The 20514-nt window shown below is 59.1% G+C and carries 19 protein-coding genes and 1 pseudogene; 9 read left to right on the plus strand and 11 right to left on the minus strand.

Annotation, left to right across the window (positions count from 1 at the left end):
• Positions 1 to 118: 118 nt before the first annotated feature.
• Positions 119 to 829: a helix-turn-helix domain-containing protein gene (locus tag WGT02_RS40150; protein ID WP_341353043.1), complete on the minus strand. Its 711-nt coding sequence runs from the start codon at positions 827 to 829 to the stop codon at positions 119 to 121.
• 195 nt (positions 830 to 1024) lie between these two features.
• Positions 1025 to 1294, minus strand: coding sequence for a hypothetical protein (locus WGT02_RS40155; protein ID WP_164055665.1), 270 nt, complete (start codon positions 1292 to 1294; stop codon positions 1025 to 1027).
• A gap of 577 nt (positions 1295 to 1871) precedes the next feature.
• Between WGT02_RS40155 and WGT02_RS40160 the strand changes: the two genes are divergently transcribed.
• Complete coding sequence (locus WGT02_RS40160; RefSeq protein ID WP_341353037.1) at positions 1872 to 2291, plus strand: DUF4158 domain-containing protein; 420 nt, start codon at positions 1872 to 1874, stop codon at positions 2289 to 2291.
• Here WGT02_RS40160 and WGT02_RS40165 read toward each other — a convergent pair.
• Positions 2288 to 5185 carry a Tn3 family transposase gene (locus WGT02_RS40165; protein ID WP_341353038.1) on the minus strand — a complete coding sequence of 966 codons (2898 nt, stop codon included), beginning with the start codon at positions 5183 to 5185 and terminating at the stop codon, positions 2288 to 2290. The two genes, WGT02_RS40160 and WGT02_RS40165, sit on opposite strands and share 4 nt — an antisense overlap.
• Before the next feature lie 95 nt (positions 5186 to 5280).
• On the opposite strand from WGT02_RS40165, the gene WGT02_RS40170 reads away from it, so the two are divergent.
• From WGT02_RS40170 to WGT02_RS40180, 3 genes are all read left to right on the plus strand, one after another.
• Positions 5281 to 5904 carry a recombinase family protein gene (locus WGT02_RS40170; protein WP_024318593.1) on the plus strand — a complete coding sequence of 208 codons (624 nt, stop codon included), beginning with the start codon at positions 5281 to 5283 and terminating at the stop codon, positions 5902 to 5904.
• Between the two features lie 13 nt (positions 5905 to 5917).
• The gene (locus tag WGT02_RS40175; protein WP_015241701.1) at positions 5918 to 6712 is read left to right on the plus strand and encodes a class I SAM-dependent methyltransferase; all 795 of its coding nucleotides are present in this window, start codon (positions 5918 to 5920) and stop codon (positions 6710 to 6712) included.
• Positions 6713 to 6855: 143 nt separating this feature from the next.
• On the plus strand, positions 6856 to 7872 hold the full coding sequence (locus WGT02_RS40180) for a hypothetical protein (RefSeq protein ID WP_341353039.1): 1017 nt from the start codon (positions 6856 to 6858) through the stop codon (positions 7870 to 7872).
• Here WGT02_RS40180 and WGT02_RS40185 read toward each other — a convergent pair.
• From WGT02_RS40185 to traA, 3 genes are all read right to left on the minus strand, one after another.
• A complete protein-coding gene (locus WGT02_RS40185; RefSeq protein WP_375680044.1) occupies positions 7824 to 8204 on the minus strand; it encodes a DUF6118 family protein in 381 nt (126 codons plus the stop codon). The genes WGT02_RS40180 and WGT02_RS40185 overlap by 49 nt on opposite strands.
• Positions 8205 to 8319: 115 nt before the next feature.
• The gene (locus WGT02_RS40190; protein ID WP_254701397.1) at positions 8320 to 8670 is read right to left on the minus strand and encodes a helix-turn-helix domain-containing protein; all 351 of its coding nucleotides are present in this window, start codon (positions 8668 to 8670) and stop codon (positions 8320 to 8322) included.
• Positions 8671 to 8678: 8 nt separating this feature from the next.
• On the minus strand, positions 8679 to 12284 hold the full coding sequence (gene traA / locus WGT02_RS40195) for a Ti-type conjugative transfer relaxase TraA (protein ID WP_341353041.1): 3606 nt from the start codon (positions 12282 to 12284) through the stop codon (positions 8679 to 8681).
• Positions 12285 to 12767: 483 nt separating this feature from the next.
• Here traA and WGT02_RS40200 point away from each other — a divergent pair, with 483 nt between their 5' ends.
• The 3 genes from WGT02_RS40200 to WGT02_RS40210 are packed head-to-tail and all read left to right on the plus strand — an operon-like array spanning position 12768 to position 15557.
• Complete coding sequence (locus WGT02_RS40200) at positions 12768 to 13580, plus strand: NYN domain-containing protein (protein WP_151045101.1); 813 nt, start codon at positions 12768 to 12770, stop codon at positions 13578 to 13580.
• Between the two features lie 43 nt (positions 13581 to 13623).
• Complete coding sequence (locus tag WGT02_RS40205) at positions 13624 to 13911, plus strand: mobilization protein (RefSeq protein ID WP_341353042.1); 288 nt, start codon at positions 13624 to 13626, stop codon at positions 13909 to 13911.
• Complete coding sequence (locus WGT02_RS40210; RefSeq protein ID WP_151045104.1) at positions 13908 to 15557, plus strand: type IV secretory system conjugative DNA transfer family protein; 1650 nt, start codon at positions 13908 to 13910, stop codon at positions 15555 to 15557. Before WGT02_RS40205 ends, WGT02_RS40210 begins: the two co-directional genes overlap by 4 nt.
• A 141-nt stretch (positions 15558 to 15698) precedes the next feature.
• Here the strand turns inward: WGT02_RS40210 and WGT02_RS40215 are convergent, their stop codons facing one another.
• Positions 15699 to 16631, minus strand: a complete 933-nt coding sequence (locus WGT02_RS40215; protein WP_375680043.1) for a papain-like cysteine protease family protein — start codon at positions 16629 to 16631, stop codon at positions 15699 to 15701.
• Positions 16632 to 16861: 230 nt separating this feature from the next.
• Between WGT02_RS40215 and WGT02_RS40220 the strand changes: the two are divergent.
• Together WGT02_RS40220 and WGT02_RS40225 are read left to right on the plus strand one after the other, a co-directional pair.
• Positions 16862 to 18003, plus strand: a pseudogene (locus WGT02_RS40220) (type IV secretory system conjugative DNA transfer family protein); the annotation flags it as partial.
• A gap of 19 nt (positions 18004 to 18022) precedes the next feature.
• Positions 18023 to 18529, plus strand: a complete 507-nt coding sequence (locus WGT02_RS40225; protein WP_341353035.1) for a hypothetical protein — start codon at positions 18023 to 18025, stop codon at positions 18527 to 18529.
• Between the two features lie 95 nt (positions 18530 to 18624).
• Here WGT02_RS40225 and WGT02_RS40230 read toward each other — a convergent pair whose 3' ends face one another.
• From WGT02_RS40230 to WGT02_RS40245, 4 genes are read right to left on the minus strand one after another with little or no spacing between them, the layout of a single operon-like run.
• Positions 18625 to 18942 carry a DNA-binding transcriptional regulator gene (locus WGT02_RS40230; RefSeq protein WP_151045109.1) on the minus strand — a complete coding sequence of 106 codons (318 nt, stop codon included), beginning with the start codon at positions 18940 to 18942 and terminating at the stop codon, positions 18625 to 18627.
• A complete protein-coding gene (locus WGT02_RS40235) occupies positions 18920 to 19309 on the minus strand; it encodes a type II toxin-antitoxin system RelE/ParE family toxin (protein WP_151045111.1) in 390 nt (129 codons plus the stop codon). The genes WGT02_RS40230 and WGT02_RS40235 overlap by 23 nt, the downstream gene beginning before the upstream one ends.
• A 50-nt stretch (positions 19310 to 19359) precedes the next feature.
• The gene (locus WGT02_RS40240) at positions 19360 to 19686 is read right to left on the minus strand and encodes a stability/partitioning determinant (protein ID WP_151045113.1); all 327 of its coding nucleotides are present in this window, start codon (positions 19684 to 19686) and stop codon (positions 19360 to 19362) included.
• Entirely contained in the window at positions 19683 to 20354 is a 672-nt protein-coding gene (locus WGT02_RS40245) for a ParA family protein (protein WP_151045115.1), read from the minus strand. The genes WGT02_RS40240 and WGT02_RS40245 overlap by 4 nt, the downstream gene beginning before the upstream one ends.
• Between the last annotated feature and the right edge of the window lie 160 nt (positions 20355 to 20514).

The following is a 20514-nucleotide window of genomic DNA, read 5'->3' on the forward strand; positions in this document are numbered from 1 at the left end:
CATTTGCCGCACGTGTGAGGTTGCGTTTTTAGGATGCTGATGTTGCCGTGCCGACCCGCACGTAACGCGGGTCGGAACCGCCGCAGGGCCTCGTGAGAGGCCCGGACAGCGGCTCCGCTTATTTTCGTCTATTAGTTATAGAACCAGATAGGGATTCAGTCTGTCTGGCGGACTCACGTAGATTGATTGCCTTTCCAAGGCGAGCTAGCGCCTGCCCCAAGGGGTTGTCGCCAACATCGAATAGTGTTCTCGACACGATGTCGAGCGATGCCCGATGCACCTCGATACCCGCGGTACGTTCCGCCTCGGCCTGAACATGATCGTCAGGAAGGGGAGGGGCCACGCCCCAACGTCCAAGGATCTGCCGCGCCCGATCGGGTAGGGACATTCGATAGGCGTTACTGGTTTGCTGGACCTGCGGGCCGCGTCCCGCGTTGCCCGTCGGCTGATAGCGCCGCAGCCAGTCGAGGAAGCCATGGGCGCGCAAGTTCTTCAGCGCCCGCACGATCGCGTCACGCGAGCGCCTCAGCTTCAACATGAGGGTGTCGATCGACGGCTCCAGCCGACCGGTGCGGAAATCAACTAGATTGGCCAACAGCTCCATCAGCTCGATCGCCACGCTACCCAGGGGGCCATTGCGTGCGCCTGGCTGTCGGCCTGCCAATTCGTAGCGCCGTGCGGCCAATACGATCGTGCGCACGTCCTGCCGGTTCGTCCGTCGCCAGAATACACCTTCGCAGCGGCCGCGCGCACGGCTCTGCCGCCGAACAGGTGTGCGTTCCCGTTCGGCCGGTGCTCCTGCGAGCACCGTCCCAATCTGTTCAAACATGGTCTTTTCCGCCTCCTTTTCCAGGCGGGCATGACTGTGGACAGCGGACAAAGATTCACCGTTCCTGCAAAGGGCACCCCTTGCAGGTTCGTGAACGCTCGACTATGTTGGGACTAGAAATTGGAAGGCCCCAAAAGCCGACGTCGTAACTGACCGAAAACCCCTAGCCGTTACCAGCGGCGAGGGGTTTTTTCGTTATGCCCTCATTTCATTTTCAACAAACGCCTTCAACGCTAATTCAAACACTTGCGCCCGCGAAGCCAGCCCGCGTTCCGCCTTGATCTTATCAAGACAGTCCACCAGGTCCGCAGGCAGGTCCGTGTTGACATAGATACGCCCTGCCTCACGCAAACGCTGGCGATGGGCTGCCACTTTTTCTCTGACTGGTTTCGCTGTGCTCATCGTTACAAGAAACTGCGATTCGGACTGATTCTGCAAGGTGCAAATTTGCGGCTGCGGTTTCATACGCCTTTCGCGTCCACAGCGAAGGGTGGGCGGAGAGCACGAGAGGCGGGGCCTGGGGCGCCTCTCGTCTGGTCTTGGGCGGGTCGATCCCGATCAAGACCAGCCCACCGCCAAAGCGCCCCAGATATAAACAGATTACAAGCTGCTATCTTTTAATCAGCAAAAACCCAGCACATTGCGGTGCTGGGTCAAGAACGCGTTCAGATCAGCCTGACAACCTTACGCCTCTACGATGAGGAATCTTCATTGATATGGTCGTCTTCGATGGGGAAACGAAGAGGACCGGGGAGCCATATCTTTCCGACCAGCGCCCTTTCGGCCAACGTCACGGCTTCCGCTTTGGGGGCTTTAAGGGCCGCCTTGATGGCGGTTTTTACGCAACCAGCATCCTCCATGACCTCGGCAATCTGCGCCTTGGACAAGCGGGAGAGGAAGGGTGCTCTAGCCTCCCAATGGGCCCTGTCGGCTCGAAGCTGGGATTTTGGCCAAGTTGAAGAACGTTGTGGGAACATTGTCTCGCTAATTGACGAGTGATTTGCGGGGAATGACAGTCTGCTCCGAATTATGGAGTAGGCTGATGGGTTTGAGTATTTCGAATGAGGATTTTATCGGGCGTTGGAGCCTGAGCTTTTCCGACACGGATTTTGTGAACGGCAAGCCGACCCCGGCGCGACTGGGATTGGCGGTTCAGCTTAAGTTCTTCGCCGCACACGGCTTCTTTGTACAGGACCCTGCCTCGATCCCGACCGACAGCGTTTCCTGGTTGGCTGAGCAGCTTGGCGTCGAATGTGACGCCGTGAACCAGTATGATTTCTCCGGCCGGACTGCGCGCCGGCATTGTGCCGAGATTCTGCAGTATCTCCGCTTTCGACGCCTGAAACGGTCCGATCGGGAAGAGCTGACATTATGGATCGCTGGCGAACTGTGTCCGACCGGGCGATCGGTTGGCGCCATGCTCGAGGGGTCGGTTCCGGCTGGGGGCGGAATGACACTCTAAGCCGTTTCTCCGTTAGGCCAGAGATATTCGCCGGTCAGTAATATGTGTGCCCAACCCAGTGGAGAGATATGCGCCAGAAGTTCGGGCGGCACATCAAGTCCTTCATTCCGGCGCTCTGCGATTGCATGGCCGAGATGGAGGGTGTTCCAGTAGATGATGATTGCGGTGAGCAGGTTGAGTCCGGCGATCCGGTAATGTTGGCCCTCGGTGGTTCGGTCACGGATTTCACCCTGGCGACCGATGCGCAGCGCATTCTTGAGAGCATGGTGGGCTTCACCCTTGTTGAGGCCGATCTGGGCACGCCGCTGCATGTCCGTGTCGAGGATCCACTCTATAATAAAGAGTGTCCGCTCCACGCGGCCAACCTCTCGCAGCGCAACCGCCAGATCGTTCTGGCGTGGATAGGAGGCAAGCTTGCGGAGCAACTGGCTCGGCTTGATCTTGCCGGAAGCCATGGTCGCGGCGCAGCGGAACAGGTCGGGCCAGTTCGCGATGATCAATTCCTCGCGGATCTTGCCGCCGACCAGTTTGCGCAAATCCTTGGGTGTCCCTGCGGGATTGAACACGTAAAGGCGCTTCGAAGGCAAATCGCGGATGCGCAGGACAAGGCGGTATCCGAGCATGCTGCTGGTCCCGAACAAGTGATCGGTAAAGCCGGCCGTATCGGCATATTGCTCTCCAACCTGACGACCAGCCTCATTCATCAGCAGGCCGTCAAGGATGTATGGGGCCTCGCTGACTGTCGCCGGAATGGTTTGTGATGCGAACGGCGCGAACTGATCGTTGACGTGAGTGTAAGCCTTGAGGCCGGGTTCGTTTCCATACTTGGCGTTGACCGTGTTCATCGCCTCGCCCTGCCGGGCCGAAGGGAAGAACTGGCCATCGCTCGATGCGGTCGTTCCCAAGCCCCAGAACCGGGACATTGGCAGTTTTGCCTGCGCAGCCACCACGATCGCCAGCGCCTGGTCCATTGCGTCGCTTTCGACGTGCCACCGGGCAAGGCGCGATAGCTGCCAGTAATCATGCGTATTCGTGGCCTCCGCCATCTTCCGCAGTCCCAGATTCAGCCCTTCTGCGAGCAGCACATTGAGCAGGCCGACCTGGTCACCGCATGGAACCCCGGTTCTCAGATGAGTGAAGGCTTCGGTGAACCCGAGCGCAGCATCGACCTCCAACAAGATGTCGGTGATCCGAACTGGCGGCATCCGGTGATAGAGATCGAGTATCAATTCCTCGGCACTGTCCGGAACGTCAGCCGTCAGCCGGTCGATCCGCAGCGTTCCATCCTCGATACTGCCACGAGGGATGGTTCCGTCGCGCGCTGCTCGTGCAAGTCTCTTCAGGCCATCGGCGAGCCGAGCCTTTCGATCAGTCAGCCATACTTGCGGATCGAGGGGCACTGCTAGTCTTGTATTAGCTTGTGCCGCAATCATCGGCACCAACACCTGTTTGAGATCGCCACAGCGGCGCGAATGGTCGAGCCAGATGTCACCGGATCGGAAGGCATCCCGCAGGTGAAACAGGACCGCCACCTCCCGAAGGCGATTGTCGCCCTGGTCTTGTGCTCTCAAATGGCGGTGCCATTTCGAATTTGGCCGCAAGAAGCTGTCGGTCGCCGATGGTGACGCTTGCATTTCGCCGATGGCTTTTGCCGCCGTAATCAAGGGCTGGGCTACCGATGCTGCCTTGAACTTCAGGCACCGCAACATGCGCGGCGCGTAGCGGCGGAAGCGATGATATCCTTGTCCCACATGAGCCAATGGATCGTCCGCCAGCGTATTGCTGAGCTGGGCACCGGCCGCGACCAGTTGTTCGAGCCGACCCCATTCCGCCGATTTGGCGACCGCCATTTCCAGCGGCACACCATCATTGCGGGCTTCGAGCAGGGAAGTTCCGAGTGTGGTGAAGGCGCGTAGCGTATCGGTGACGGTTGCCTTGGAATCGGCAATCCGTTCTTCATGCAGCCGTTTCGCCTCGCGCCAGGTCTTTCCGACGATCCGGTCATGGGTCTCGACCACCGTATCGGCGATCGCCGCCTCCCATTCCACGGCGCAGACGGCAAGGATCGCCCAGCGCCGATCAGAGCTGATGTCCCGCAAGCCATCGGTAAAATAGCGCTCGCCCTGCCGACGCAGGCGTGCGACACGGTGCGGCGGGATACCGGCGAGAAGCTGCGGATCAAGAGTCAGGCCACGCAGCAACTCCAGCCTGTCGAGCAGTCGGTTCGCCGCTGCGGAATTGTTGCCGACCTCGAACTGGCGAAGCCAGATGAACCGGCTGACATTGGCATCGAGCACTTCAGTCAGCAACCCATCAAGCCGTTCGCGTGCGTTATTGTCGAGCTTTTCCGCGATCCGCGTCTCGATCCGCCGCTCGGCGGCGACCAGCGCGTCCGCACATAGTCGCTCGATCGTCGATACCGCTGGCAAGATCGTCAGAGTTTCACGACAACGTGCGACCAGGCGCTGAGCAAGATCTTCGTTCGAGCGGGCGTCTTCAGCCTGATGGAAAAGCCAGTCCCGCAGATCACGGGCACCACGACCCGCGAAGGTCTTATAGCCATAGATCTCGCGCAACCCCTCCATATGCTCCTGGCGGGTCTGCCGCCGGGCAGCATAGGTAAGAAGCGCATCGGCTGGGACGCCGAGCTGAGCCCCGATGAACGACAGGACATCAGGCGGGATCACCTCGCCCGGAGCCAGCGCGCGCCCTGGATATCGCAACGCGCAAAGCTGCAGGGCGAACCCAAGCCTGTTCTCCGGCCTGCGGCGTTCCTGGATGTGTCCAAGATCGTCGTCGCTCAGTGTGTAGTGCCGAAGCAGCGACAATTCATCGATTGGCAGATCGAAGAGTGCCGAGCGCTGTCGCTCGGTGAGAATATGTCGCCTTGGCATGCCGCAATTGTCCCTATTGAAGTATAGTCTGTTTTGGACAACAATGAGTCCATACAAATCAAGGCCTTCCGACACTAAAATCCACGAGGGTTCAATTGGGACAGCGCGCCGCAATTTATTGCCGTGTTTCGACTGCCGATCAGTCATGCGAACGACAGGAGCGTGACTTGGCTACATTCGCAGATCGTGCCGGCTACGACGTGGCAGCGGTTTTCAAGGAGACAGGCTCAGGCGCAAAGCTCGACCGTGCCGAACGACGCAAAGTCATGGCGCTGGCGCAAGCTCGGAAGATCGACGCGGTGCTTGTTACCGAACTTTCGCGCTGGGGCCGCTCCACGGTCGACCTGCTTAACACGTTGCGCGAGTTGGAGGGGTGGAAGGTGTCGGTGATCGCCATGAACGGAATGGCGTTTGATCTGTCCTCGCCACATGGCCGCATGCTGGCGACATTGCTCTCGGGCATTGCCGAGTTCGAGCGTGACCTCATCAGTGAGCGGGTTAAGTCCGGGCTCGCCGCTGCTAAGGCGCGAGGTAAAGTGCTCGGTCGTCAGACCGGAGAGCGTCCCAAGTCAGATCGGCTTGCGCCGAAGGTAATGGCTTTGATTGCTGAAGGCCGTAGCTATCGCTGGATCGCGCGCGATCTCAGCATCAGCAAAAATACCGTCGCTGACGTTGTTCAGCGCAACCGCATCGACGTTAAAACACCTGAGGAAGCATAGTCTGGAGAATGGAATGACCGACAAAGCACACCATGAAGTCGCCGCTCGCTGGAATCAAAACGCCGACCAATGGACCGATGACGTGCGCAACGGCTACGACGTGTATCGCGACTTGTTCACGTTTCCGGCTTTCGTGGAATTTCTGCCAGATATTACTGGCCTGGACGTTATCGATTTTGGATGCGGTGAAGGCACCAATACCCGACACTTCGCGAAAATGGGCGCTAAGGTGACGGGCATCGATATTTCGCAGGGCTTAATCGAGCATGCCCGGCAGGCGGAGATCGCAGACCCAGTCGGCGTAAAGTATAAAGTTGGGTCGTATAGTTCAGAAACCGGACTGCCTGCCTCTTCCTTTGATGCAGTCGTCTCAACTATGGCGTTAATGGACGGCCCTGATTTTCAAGGCGCTATGAATGAAGCCTACCGCCTGGTCCGTCCGGGCGGGTTCATCGCGTTCAGCGTCCTGCACCCGTGTTTCATTACGCCCGGCTTGCAATGGCAGAAAGATGAGCATGGTAAGACGACCGGTCTGTGTGTTGCTCGCTATTTCAGCAAAGAAGTTTTTACAGAGAACTGGAAGTTCGGAAATCGCCCCAAAGATGAGAATATCGTGCCATTCTCCGTTCCTCGCTTTCCAAGAACAATCGGAGACTATCTCAACGCAGTGGCGTTTGCCGGCTTTCGCTTAACGCGCATCGGAGAGCCTCAACCCACGGAGGACGCTTGTAAGATAGTGCCACGATTCAGCAGGTGGCGCGATCTCGGGGCTTTCCTGCTGCTGGTTATGGCAGAGCGTCCGAAATAAGGCTGTTGCTCCATTCTTATGCGACCATGCTTCCTTAGAGTGTCATTTCGCCCTCTACCGGAACCGACCCCCTCGAGCAGGTTTGTCTGTGGTGCCGGGACCGTAGTATATACGGCCCGTCGCACAAGGAACTGGAACGCCTGGTGCGTTCGCAACGGCAACATTATCTCGACGACTGGTTGACCGGGGTGAGCGCTCGTCTTTCATCAAGCACGCTCGCATTGCTGGAAGCTTCTATTGCCGAGGCAGACGGCCAGACCGGCTTCAATACGATGAGGGGTGATGCTGGCCAGGCATCGCTCGACAACATCCTCAGCATGACGGCGAAACTTGCCTTCATTCAGAAACTTGATCTGCCACGGGATATCTTGTCGACGACCGGCAAAGCATGGGTGGAACAGACTGTCCGCCGTGTCGCCGGCGAAAAGGCCTGGGAGATGCGGCGGCACGCGCCGGCCAGACAAATCGGCCTCTATGCGATTTATCTCTTGTCGCGGGAAGCACAACTCACGGACGCCATGGTCGACCTGCTGATCGAGACGGTTCACAAGATCGGGACGCGTTCGAAACGCAAGGTGGTCGGCGATATCGCCAAGGATATCGAGCGGGTCTATGGCAAGGAACGGTTGCTGGTCGAGATTGCCAGCGCTTCGCTCGACGAGCCGGCAGGGCGCGTCTGCGATGTCATTTTCCCGATCGTCGGCAAGGACAAGCTGGCGGCGATCGTCAAGGAGAGCCAGGCAAAAGGGGCTCTCGACCGGCGCATATATAAGGTGATGCGCTCATCCTGGGCCAATCATTACCGGCGTATGCTGCCCAGCCTGCTTTCGGTTCTGGAATTCCGGTCGAACAACACCGTGTGGCGTCCGGTACTAGTGGCGCTGGATTGGATCAGGAGCAAGGTGGATGATGGCTGCCGTTTTGTGCCGATGGAGGATGTGCCGATTGACGAGGTTATTCCTGCCAGGTGGCGCAGTTCCGTAATCGATGACGATGGCCGTGTGAACCGGATCAGCTACGAGCTTTGCGTCCTCACCCAGTTGCGTGCCGCATCCGTTCCAAGGAGATCTGGGTTGTCGGCGCGGACCGCTACCGGAACCCGGATGACGATCTACCCAAAGACTTCGAAATCCGCCGTGACGCCTATTACACAGGCCTGAACCTGACCCCGGACGTTATCCTGCCGTTGGCGCTGTCGGGCACTTTTGACATAATCACCAAGTTCAGCCGATGCGCTCTCGAGGCCATGACCCCGGGCTTCGATCATGCGAACGGCGCTCGCCGAGATCCGGTCACCGGCGTTCTCGAGCACGCGGGCATAATGATCCGGTCCATTCTTGAGCGCCGGCACCTTCTGCAAGGTCTCAAGGGTCTGGTTCATAGAGGTAAGCTGTTTGACGATGCGGCCAAGCTCCGGGCCGTAATCGGGTGGCTGCTGGAATTTCTCAAACTCTTCGAACGCTGCTTCCACGCCTTTGCGAATGACGGTCATTTCTCCGCCAACATCTCTCGCCAGCTTCTCCACCGACCGCCGCAACTATCGAAAGCCTCGGTCGGATCACCACCTGTATCCTGGTCGTCCGGTTCGAATCCCTCGTTCTCGTTCATCATGGCGTCACCGTTGCGGCCGACTTCTTTTTCCTGCGTCGGGAGTGGGAAGCTGCTATCCGTTCCAGATCGTCTTTCGTGACTGTAATCAGTTCTTCGATCGGCACATCCCATTCGCGCGTCATCTTGTCGAGCGTCGAAACCTTCAGGTCCCTCATTGCACGAGTGACTTGCGATATATATGCCTCTGAGACGCCGAGTTTCTCTGCCAAATCCTTATTCGTCGTTCCACGCTGCGCTTTCAATCGACCTAAGCTAACAGCTATTTTTTCCTGCAAGGACAGCGACTCCAGGTCTGTGCTCGCCTTAGCCGCTACTCTCTCCTCAAATCCTATTCGACGTTCCGTCACGGCATCTCCTATCGTTCGATTCCAATACTTTGGTTCCGGTTCTCTGTGAGCTGTTGTTCCATTGCTCGCGAGAGGTTCTGACTCTGTTGAAGGTTGCGGATGCCGAGATCATCGCTCCGGTCGCGCAAGATCGATTCAACCTGCGGGTCGCTCTCAAGACCTTTCACCATGCCGTGCATTTGTCCTTCGACCTTTCCGCGCGCCTCATCGTTCTGCCAGCCGCGTAGCTGCGTGCGCTCGTCCTGTAGGTCCTGCCAACGCTGCACAAACCGTTCAGCCCTTACGTTCGGATCTGCCTGCGCGGCGCGCTCACGGTCCATGCCGGCGCTGAGCTGCCCCACACGTTCGCGGCCGGAAAGCTCGGTCATCGCCTGCCGCGTCTCAGGGTCATGCTGCAACGCCGACGCCATCAGCGCCGATGCTCCCGGCCGCGCGTGGTCGAGCTGCTGGCCAGCCTGCTGCAATTCTCGGCTCTGGGTCTCAAGGATCGGCAAGCCCTCGCGGTGATTCCGCTCGGCTGCGTCATAGGCCCGCGCATAGCGATCTATGGCGCGTTCAATGTTGGATGGGCGGGCCAGCCTTTCCTGCGCCGGCGCCTCCTGCAGACGCTCCCTTCTGCCCGGCTCGTCGTGGGCAGCTGAGGTTTCGTGTCCTGCATTGAGCTTCAAGCCATCGAACATGCTGCCCCGTGGCGTCTCGGTTTGCTCCGAACGGTCTTGCACAGTCGGCCGCTCGGCCGCCGCGCTCCGCCCGAGTTTCAGGCCGTCGAACGTGCCTCGGCGCTGGCGCTGCTGCGGATCGCCGCTGCGTTCAGGACCGGTCCGCGAGGGGGTACGCTCCTCGTAAGCAGAACGCTCGCTGAAGGACCGATCCTGAACAGCCCTTGCGGAAGGAAGTGCAAGGGAGTGGGCCTCTTGCCCTCTCTTTTGGGCAGGAGCAAGATCGATCTCGCTTACGATCCCCGTCTGCTCCGCGATCCCGCGCCGCTCGGCAAAGTCGCGCGTGTAATCGAGCGTCGTTTCCTTCACGCCCGACCGGCTGAGCCGATTTTCAAGCTGCCGATAGGCCAGCTCGCCGGCGTCCTGCACCTTCCATGCGTTCCGGTGCGTCTGCGTGCCATCCGGCAGGGTGACAGGGGTGGAACCCTCATGCTGAAGGCCGATCTTCTCCCCGATCTCGGGCATGGCCTCCTTCATGGCCCGCTCAAGATCGACGCCCCATATCGTGCGCTGCTGGCCCTTGTCGTTTTCCAGCGTCACGAAATAGCTCTCGCTATTGCCTTCCTTGTGCTCGAACGGTGCACCCCCATGCTCAATCAGGCGGCCAGCATTCCGGTCGGCAAACTCGTCCATGCCGGCATAGAGCTGCACGCTGTCGCGATGCCGCGTCATGGCGACATAGGTCAGATGCCGGTCCATCGTGCCCGACCCCATCACAAAGGCGCGGTCCACCGTCGCGCCCTGGTTCTTGTGAATCGTCGTCGCATAGCCATGGTCGAAAGCCCGATAGTCGTTCGTCGGCACGCTGATGCTGTCGCCCCTGCCCTTTCCTCCGGGACCGTCGAGCTGCGCGACGATCATGGGGCCGGCACCCGGCCGGCCGGCCTCGACGCGCTCGACCGTGCCAAGCATTCCGTTCTTGACGCCAAGGTCACGATCGTTCTCCAGGAACACGATACGGTCGCCCGGCGCGAACTCGCGCTTGCCGTCATTGGTCTGGAAGGTCAGCGCACCAGCGTCCGAGCCGTCGCCGGGCACGCTGCCCTTCGCCAACTCGCCGCGCTCCTGCAGGGCCGATCTGATCTCGTCGTTGATGGCGCGAACATCGGCCCGGCGATGCGCCATCGCAACGCGCGTTCCCTCCGGCCGCTCGTCGCGATCGGCAAGGTAATCGCGTACGATCTCGCCGCGCGCGTCGTCCCGCGTTTCGCTAAGCCGGATGTTACCATTATCCCGATAGGCCGCCAGGCCCTCGGCCGTCCGGTGCGTGGCGAAGTCAACGGAGGCCTCCCGCTGCCACTCCACGCGCTGCCGGCGTATCTCGGAAAGCTCCGCGTGGCCGATCTGCTCGGCAATAGCGCGGAATGGTGCGCCGGCCCCGATCGCCTGGAGCTGTTCATTATCACCGACGAGGACGATCTTCGCCCCGCGCTGCTCGGCCTCGGTGACGAACCGGGACAACTGCCGGCTTCCGATCATGCCCGCCTCGTCGATCACGAATACGTCGCCGCGGCCGAGTGTGCCGCGGTCGTTCTGCCATCGATGTTCATACGAGGCGAGCGTGCGGCTCTGGATGCCCGAAGATTCCTCCAATCCTTCGGCCGCTTTCCCCGACAAAGCCGCGCCATGAACCGTATAGCCTTGCGCCTCCCATGCCTCCCGCGCTGCGGCAAGCATCGTGGATTTGCCAGCGCCGGCATAACCGATAACCGCCGCGATGCGCTCCGGCCCGGTGATATGCTCGATCGCCTTCCGCTGCTCGTCCGAAAGCCGTGCAGTATCATCGCCGGCACTTGCCCGGATAGCCGCATCCTGCTTTTCTATCGCTCGATCGACATGACGGCGATCAACGCCATGGTCGTGGGCATGGCCCATCCTATACGCCCTGTCGGCCATGACGCTTTCAAGCTCGACCATTTCGCGGGTCGAATATCGGGCAAGCTCGATCTCGCCTGTCTCAGGGTTCGACCGCTCATGCTGTAACTCGACTAGGGCAGGCGATGCCATGACGGTCGCAAAGGCGTTCTGGAACGCTTGCGCGTCGTCGTTGATGTAGCGATGCAGTGTCCGCGCAATGTCGTGGCGATCGAATACGCTCTTCTCGTTCGTGACGATCGAAAGCACCTGCTCGGGCTTTTCCCGGATCAGCTCGGCATTGCGCTTTGCCGCATCTTCATCGATCCGGCCGCGCGACACGTCACGCCCGCTCCGCTGCATCTGCGTCGCATGCACGCCCATGTGCTCGGTCGGCTCAAGCTCTAGGCCGCGTTCCTGGTGCGAGCGATGATCGATCCGGATATCGTGCCCGGCCATGGCGAGATGCTGATTGGCATGGCTCTCCCACGATTGACGGATATCGCGCAGCTGCATATGCGAGGTCGGCAAGTCGTTTTTCAGGAGCCACTTGTTCTCCCGCTCGATGAAGGTTTTCTCGCCCAGCCCCTCCTCGTTCACCTGCCGCGTCGTCATCAAAAGATGTGCGTGGTGGTTTCGAAGGTCGCTCGCGTCATGCGGCCGATGAATGGCGAAATCCACCCCCGCGCCGTAGCGGTTCGCCAGGTCCTGGGCGAACTCCCGCGTCAGCTCCAGGCGCTGCTCGGCCGTCAGCTCATGCGGCAATGCGATTTCAAATTCGCGGGCGACACGAGCGTCTTTCCGGCTTTCGGCAAATTCCGCCGCATTCCAAAGCTTCTCGCGGCTTTTCGCCCATTCCGCGCTAACGCCCTCAGGCAGCACGATTTCCGCATGCTCCACGCCCTCTTTGCGGGTGAAGTCATGTGTGAGGCCGTCGCGTTCGTTCGTCAGCCGTTCGCCGGCACGATAGGCAGCCGAGGCAACGGCGCTTCTGCCGCTGGCCCGCGATACTGGCTTCATGCTTGCATGATAGATCGCCAAACGCCGTCTGCCCTTTCCCGATCTGCGATCGGCGCATCTGAGTTGCGCAGCAACTCGTAAGTGCGCCCTTGTAACCTCAATCGCTTCGCTCTATCGGCCCACGGTGTGGCGCAAGCGGATAATCATGGAAGCATGAAATGCATGCGCATTTTCAGCATTCCAGTGGGGGATTTTCAACCGAAGCATGTACAAATGTTTGTGAAATGCTGGAAAAATGCATATCGCTCGTTAGAATGCGCGCCGGAGGTTGCGGATGAACGACAATCACAAATCGGAAACAATGTCCCAGATCGAAATGCTGTCGGGCGACGAACGCCTGACCGTCCTGTGCAGCCATCGCGCCGACCCCGCCTGCGTCAAGCTGGCGGCAAATATAATCCGTGCGAATACTTGCCTTCGCTACGCCGAGCTTCAAGACATCAGCGGCAACAAGATATTGGCTTATCGCGGCAAGCATCCGGAGGAGGCGAGTTTCAGGATATTATGACGCAAGACACCCTCGCCCTGCTGATCGATGGCGATAACGCCAGCCCCAAAATCGTCACCGGCCTACTGGCCGAGATTGCCAACTATGGCACTGCCAGCGTCAAGCGTATCTATGGCGACTGGACAAAGCCCAATCTCAACGGCTGGAAGGCATGTTTGCTCGAACACTCCATCCAGCCGGTACAGCAGTTTGCCTACACCACGGGGAAGAATGCCACCGATGGCGCAATGATCATTGACGCCATGGACCTGCTTTACACTGGCCGCTTCTCCGGATTTTGCATCGTCTCAAGCGATAGTGACTTTGCCCGGCTTGCCGCGCGCATCCGCGAACAAGGCGTCACCGTCTACGGATTCGGCGAGCGCAAAACGCCTCGACCGTTCATCACCGCTTGTGACAAATTCGTCTATTTCGATGTGCTCGGCGAGCCACCCGAAGAGCCGGTAGCAAGTGCCGTTCCGCAGCGCAAAGTCGCCGCCGCTCGAACCGCGATGAAGGCGCTGATCCCTGAGAAAACCGAGCCGGAGAAGGCCACGCCCGCGCTGTCTGGATCGTCGAAAGGAAAGCTCGACGATGCCGCTTTGCAGATGCTTGAAAAGGCCGTATCCGCCTCGGCCGATGAAGATGGCCGCGCCCACCTCGGACGTGTCGGCACCCATCTCGCCAAACAGGCCCCCGATTTTGACGCTCGCAACTATGGCTTTGCCCGGCTGAGCGATTTAGCGGAGGCCTCCGGGATCCTCGATATCGAGCGTGTAGGCGATCATCCGAAAGTCGTCATGGTAAAACTTAAAGCCAGACGCGGGTAAGCGATGCTGAGAATTTCCGCAACTGATGAAAGGAGCAATCGCTGTGCCAAGAAAATCGATCCAGGAGAGGCTCGCCCAGCTCGAAGCACAGAAGAAAACCCTTCAGGCTCGTCTCAACAAGCAGGAACGCGCCAAGGATACACGCCGCAAGGTCCTACTCGGTGCGCTGGTTCTGCATCGCCTCGAAGCGGGCCGCGACGACTTTTCTAAAAATCTCGGTGACTGGTTGCGCCGCGAGCTGCCGGGCTTCCTCACCCGCGATGCTGACAGGGAAGTTCTTGACGATCTCCTGAAGCCAAGGGCGGCAAATGGTAGCGACGCCACGTCATGAACCAGGTTACACTTGCATGGGCCGCCTTCAGAAACATGCTGCGCAAGGCGGCAAGCGATCCCGTATGGGCTATTATCAATATAGTCATATCGCCGTTCCGCGCGGTCGTTTATTTTTACCAGGTCGGGCTTGGTTTTCTCGTAATCGCCATCATCCTCGCTGCGATCCCTTTCGCCATTCCCGAAGCCTGGTTTGTGTCCCGATGGATCGCCAATATAGTCGTGACGATCGTCATTCTCATCTTCGCCTTTCGGTTTTTTACCAATCCAATGATCGAACACTTCGGGGATATGGATGGGGATACGCACGGCACGGCTCGCTTCGCCACCAACAAGGAGGTCGCTCCCCTCACCCGCACTAGCTCGGGCCTGTTGATCGGCCGCGACAGCAAAACCGGAAAGCTGCTACGCTATGATGGACCGTCCCATCTGCTGACGATGGCGCCGACGCGCACTGGCAAGGGTGTGGGAACCATCATCCCGAATCTCCTGACCGCCGACCGCTCGGTGATCTGCATCGACCCCAAGGGCGAGAATGCCAGGATTGCTGGTCGTGCCCGTCGCCAGTTCGGCCCAGTCCACGTCCTCGATCCCTTCGGCGCGACGGCCGAACCGCTGGCCGCCTTCAATCCGCTGGACGCGCTCGATCCGAACGGCCTCGATGTCGCGGAAGACGCGAGCACCCTCGCCGACGCTCTTGTCTTTGACGAACCAGGCATGGCCGGTGAGGCGCATTGGAACGAGGAGGCCAAGGCGCTCATCGGTGGAATGATCCTCCATGTCGTCGCGCACGAGCCCCCCAGCCGGAGTTCGCTGGTCACTCTCCGGGAAAACCTCACCCTGCCACCTGAAGCCTTTACCGGGCTCATGAAGGAAATGCAGGACTCGACCGCTGCGGGTGGCCTGGTCGCCCGTGCCGCCAACCGCCATCTCGGAAAATCCGATCGCGAAGCGGCCGGCGTCCTCTCGGCCGCCCAGCGCCATACCCATTTCCTCGACTCGCCGCGCATGGCCCGCGTGCTCGGTCGGTCGGACTTCTGGTTTGCCGATCTCAAGAGCCGCACCGCAACGGTCTTCCTCGTGCTGCCGCCCGATCGCCTCTCAACCTATTCGCGCTGGCTGCGTCTGCTTGTGACGCAAAGTTTGCTCGAAATGGCCCGCGCCCCCGGTAAGCCTGCCGTGCCGGTCCTCTACCTGCTGGATGAGTTCGCCTCTCTCGGGCACTTGGCTCCCGTCGAGCGCGCCATGGGTCTCATGGCCGGTTACGGGGTGCAGCTGTGGCCGATCCTGCAGGACGTTCATCAGCTGCGCGCCACCTACGGGCAGCGGGCCGGCACCTTCCTATCCAATGCCGGCGTCCTGCAGGTTTTCGGCGTCAATGACCACGAAAGCGCCCGTCTCGTTTCCGACATGCTTGGGCAATCGACCGTCGTCTTCGAAAGCATGGGCCGCGCGCTCGATTCCGATAAGACGGGGATCTCCTACGGCGAACAGCATGTCGGCCGCCCGTTGCTGACACCCGACGAGGTCCGCAACCTGCCGGAGAACGCCGAACTGCTGTTCCTCGCCGGGCAACGCCCCATCGTTGCCGGCAAATTGCGCTATTATGCAGATGCAGAGTTCAAGGGAGTGTTCGATCGTGGCTAACACGCCAATTGGAGTGTGTTTCGGCACGCAAATTTTGACCCCCCACCTGTTTACCGTGTGACCATCCGTCTTTTGCTGGCGGACGAAGGGGGAGCTCACGTGCGGTACCTCGGCAACAAAACGCATCCACAACGATTGGATTTATCGATACAGCATCGCGTGCGGCACCTGCCATGCAAGGCGTTGATTGAAGTAATCTAGCGGCATGGTCAGGTCTGGACCTTTCTGAGGGTCATGGAAAACAACGCGGCTGGTATTTTTGTCAACACCAGTGAGAACTGACATGTGCCAAATGCCCTGTGGCGTTTGCCACCCGAAAATAATGGGGCCATGCCGGTAGAGAAGTTCACCTAGCTCTTCGTGTGAAAATTGTTGTGAATCCGGTAAGTCTACCTTCGTCAGTCCCTCGTTCAGGATAAATTGCTCGACATGAGTCAGATCCCGTAGACCGTCATGACCAGATCGTGGGTTGTAAAGCTCAGGAAGGCCTAGCCTGGGACCGGCTTCGACACTATGGCCAACCATTCTGGCACATGCATACCAGCAACCCATGCGCTCACTCCCTTGGGAGACGTAGGGCACGTGGCGTAAGCGGAATTGTGGCAGTTCGGTTGCCTGCGAAGCTTCGTTGTGAGAAGAACTCGCTGCCGTCGAACCGGAACTCTTCTTGCTGCCCCCCCCGAACGACGGCGCGCTGCTGCGTGGAGAAATGACGCCGGGCTGGCGCTCCGAACTATGACGCGATATAACATTTTGGCGCGGTGGTTGACTCGCCCCTGCGCGCTTTAGCGCCGACACGTAGGAAGTGTCCATACCGTGGCGGGCGCTGCTGAACTCGCCGTATCCGAGGGATGGCTGCGCCGGCATATGCATCGACTCGCCCATGGACGCTCGCCCAATCGTACCGCTGTCTAATTCAGTATCGAATCCGCCTAGACTTGGTTCACTCAGCTGCTGATGCGCGTCGTTCGCCTGCATTTGAGCGCCTGACAATGCCGCGACCCAAGTAGCGACCTCATGATCATTTATCGGAGTAGCATCGTATGGGCGCAATGCCCGTCGGATTTCGTCCATTCGTCTCTCCATGAAGCCACCCCTTTGTTCGGAGATGATTGCGCCCCTAGTTTCCGGGATGATCTCGCCCCCGGTTTATTGGAGTCTGCAGGCGATGATTGTTATCAATTCATTCAGTATGTGTCAAAATTCTGTCGGAAGGCACCCGCCTCGCGGCGTCGAGCCAGCACCTAGATCGGCATCAATCTGGCCGCGTTCGGTGCGCGCAACAGCCTCGCAAAGCATCGCGTAATCTCCTGACTGCCGACCGCTCGGTGATCTGCATCGACCCCAAGGGCGGGAATGCCAGGATTGCTGGTCGTGCCCGTCGTCAGTTCGGTCCCGTCTACGTCCTCGATCCCTTTGGCGCCACAGCCGAACCGATCGCCGCATTCAATCCGCTCGAAGGGCTCGACCCCGATGGCCTGCGGAAGATGCAAGCACCTCGCCGACGCTCTTGTCTTCGACGAACCGGGCATGACTGGCGAGGCGCATTGGAATGAAGAAGCCAAGGCGCTCATCTCGGGCATGATCCTCCATATCGTCGCGCAGGAACCCTCTAGCCGCCGTTCTCTCGTTACCTGCGTGAAAACCTTACACTGGCCCCTGAAGCCTTCACAGGGCTCCTCAAGGAAATGCAGGACTCGACGGCAGCCAGCGGCCTCGTCGCGCGCGCGGCCAACCGCCACCTTGGCAAATCCGATCGCGAGGCGGCCGGCGTTCTGTCCGCGGCGCAGCGCCATACCCATTTTCTCGCATTGCCCGTATGCTCGACCGGTCGGATTTCCGGTTTGCGGATCTCAAGAGCCGCACCGCAACGGTTTTCCTCGTGCTGCCGCCCGATAGGCTTTCGACCTATTCGCGCTGGTTGCGTCTGCTTGTCACCCAAAGCCTGCTCGAAATGGCTCGTTCGCCAGGCAAGCCGGCGATACCGGTACTCTATCTCCTCGACGAGTTCGCCTCCCTTGGTCACCTGGCCCCCGTCGAACGTGCCATCGGCCTGATGGCCGGTTACGGGGTGCAGCTGTGGCCGATACTGCAGGACGTTCATCAGCTACGCGCCACTTACGGGCAGCGGGCCGGCACCTTCCTATCCAATGCCGGCGTCCTGCAGGTTTCGGCGTCAATGACCACGAAAGCGCCCGCCTCGTTTCCGACATGCTTGGGCAATCGACCGTCGTCTTCGAAAGCATGGGCCGCGCGCTCGATTCCGATAAGACGGGGATCTCCTACGGCGAACAGCATGTCGCCGCCCGTTGCTGACACGCGACGAGGTCCGCAACCTGCCACAATACACCGAACTACTGTTCCTCGCCGGACAGCGACCGATCGTTGCCGGCAACTCGCCTATTATAGCGACCGGGAGTTCAAGGGAGCGTTCGATCGTATCTGACGCGCCAATCGGAGGGAATATGTCAACCGAACTGGAGATATTAGTGGAGAACGCCGGCGTGGTGGAAACGATGCGCCAATTGCTGGAGGCACAGGACAAATTCAAAACGTCCCGTTCGGCAGTCGAACAGCGCTTTTCCGTTGTCTCATCGTTTCTGCTCATGCCGACCAGGCGGGCCAAGGACCTGTACAAGACGGTTAGCGCGGTCGCCGCTCTGGGCGACATTGTGCGTTCCCCGGATGAAAAGCTTGACCGGATCGCCGATGGCTCGGTTTCAGACAGTGAGCGCGCAACTGGCCTCGCGCGGCTGAGCACCTGCATCGCAGGCGCTGGAATCATCGTCGCGCTCGAACAGGCGATCGCATCCCCTGCCCTGTTCGGACTTACCGAAGCTGAAATTGCCTACAAGTTGCAAAACATAAAGAGGGTGATGGCTATACCTGACGGCGCCATTGGGACCGTGCACACCCTGGAAACCGCATTGGGGAGATTAACGCCCGAAGAACGAGAATCGTCCCGGCGCTGACGTACCGGGGCATTGTCACGGGCGGCCCTCCGGCTCTCTACCGCCCAACTGAAAGAGCATTCGCTTCCGGGCCGCACGCGACTATCGTCGCGCAATCAGGCGATCGCCTGTAATCCCTTGTTCCGTATAACAGTCAGCAAACGCAGAGCAGGACCGCTTGGCCTTTTAACGCCGCGTTCCCAATCTGACACCAGCCCCTTGCTAACGTTGAGATATCGGGCAAACACCGGCTGAGAAATGCTCTCGCGCTCACGGATAGTGCGAATTTCCTCCGGGGTTAGCGGCTCCACGGTTGTCAGGCACCCTTCATCAAATTCACGCATCGTCTGTTTGTCGATCGCGCCGGACTCGTAGAATCCCTCCATCATTTCATGGACGGCTGCCAGTGCCTCACTCTTGTAAGTCTTTGTCATCGCATTTCACCTCTAACATTCGACCCGCATCGACTTCCGTTTTCATTTGCGCGTCTGTAAATCCCAAGACGAGTTTCGCGGCCTTTTTGATGTAAGCTTCATCCCCAGCATCGAGATTGGCCATATCACTCTTCGCAAACCCAAATGCAAAGACCGCTCTCGTTTGCGCTCGAAAGAAAACCAGCGTCCGGAATCCGCCAGACTTCCCAGCGCCGGGCCGAGCAACGCGCTGCTTGATAAGGCCAGCTCCTAGATCGGCATCAATCTGGCCGCGTTCGGCGCGCGCAACAGCCTCGCAAAGCATCGCGTCAGAGATTTTCTCTTTCCGGGCAAACTTCTGAAACCAACCGTTTTTAAAAACTCTCACGAGATTTCCTACACCCTAAATATAACACCGAGCGTTACACTTCAAGAGCGTCACTTCGCATCATTCCTAAGAGCAGCGACTGCGCGCTCGATGGTCTCAGCCAGCGTGATCTCATGCTGATCCGCATAGTTGTAAATCGCCTCGATCGTCTCTGCCCGAAGGCGTGTAGCGAATTGTTCTGTACGTCCTGTTTTTCGACGTGTTCTACGGGTGGCTCGGATGGGAACTGTTGTTTCGGAAGCGGAAGCCTTGGGCGTTTCTCGGAACCCTGCAGCTCTGGTGGCAGCCTTCACAGCATCACTGTCGACAGGCGGCGCTGGCGTATCGTTTAGATTTCCGAAATCGAGGGTCGCTCGCTTCTTGTCTTCGCTACTCATGCACCCTCTCCTTTCAAAACGTTGATAACTGCCTGAGCAAATTCGCGACCATTTTCCTTGGCGCTCTCCAATCCCGACACATCGGATCGTTCCAGATCGTGAAGAATTCCGCCAAGAGAAAACAACGCCCGGTACGCGGCACGGTCAATAAGAGTTGCAGGTAAAACTGGTATGGCCGCGTCGGAAAACTGCCGGTCGATATCTCGCGCGGTCCGCTCGCGAATAGCTGGCGGGACGCGCGTGAAGAAAACCCTGTAAGGAATCTCCCGATTGGCAACCTTCCGCATCTGGTGAACCAGCTTCACGGACTTAGCGGCCTCTGACGCGTCAAGAACGGAGCTTTGGAGCGGAATTAAAACGAGATCCGAACGGGCAATCGCAAAACCAATTCGGTCGGTGGCGGTTCCTTCCAGATCAACAATGACAAAATCGGCGTTTGCCCGGGCTTCCTCGATCGTATCGATGATGGTTTCGGCGGAATCGTCAATCATAAGCTGCAGTGTTTCCGGCGTCCCCTTCAGGCGGGCCCAGGCTTCAAGCGGGCGGTTGGGATCGGCGTCGATCAGAACCACCTCGCGACCGGCGGCAGCGAATTCGCCGGCAAGTACGACAGCAGATGTTGTTTTCCCGACTCCGCCTTTGCTCGACACGAATGAAATGACTGGCATGAAGCATCTCCAAAACTGCTAATCAGCAGAAAGCTAGCAGATGTGTATTTATAAACAATTTACATGCAGCTTGCTATCAGCCAATAAAAAGCTAGCAGCTTGCAAGCTGCTAAATAGTTTCGTCCTGCCTTTCTTCCCCACCTTTTTTCAAAAGCCATAG

This window comes from Rhizobium sp. T1470, assembly GCF_042140505.1.
Lineage (GTDB): Bacteria > Pseudomonadota > Alphaproteobacteria > Rhizobiales > Rhizobiaceae > Rhizobium > Rhizobium favelukesii.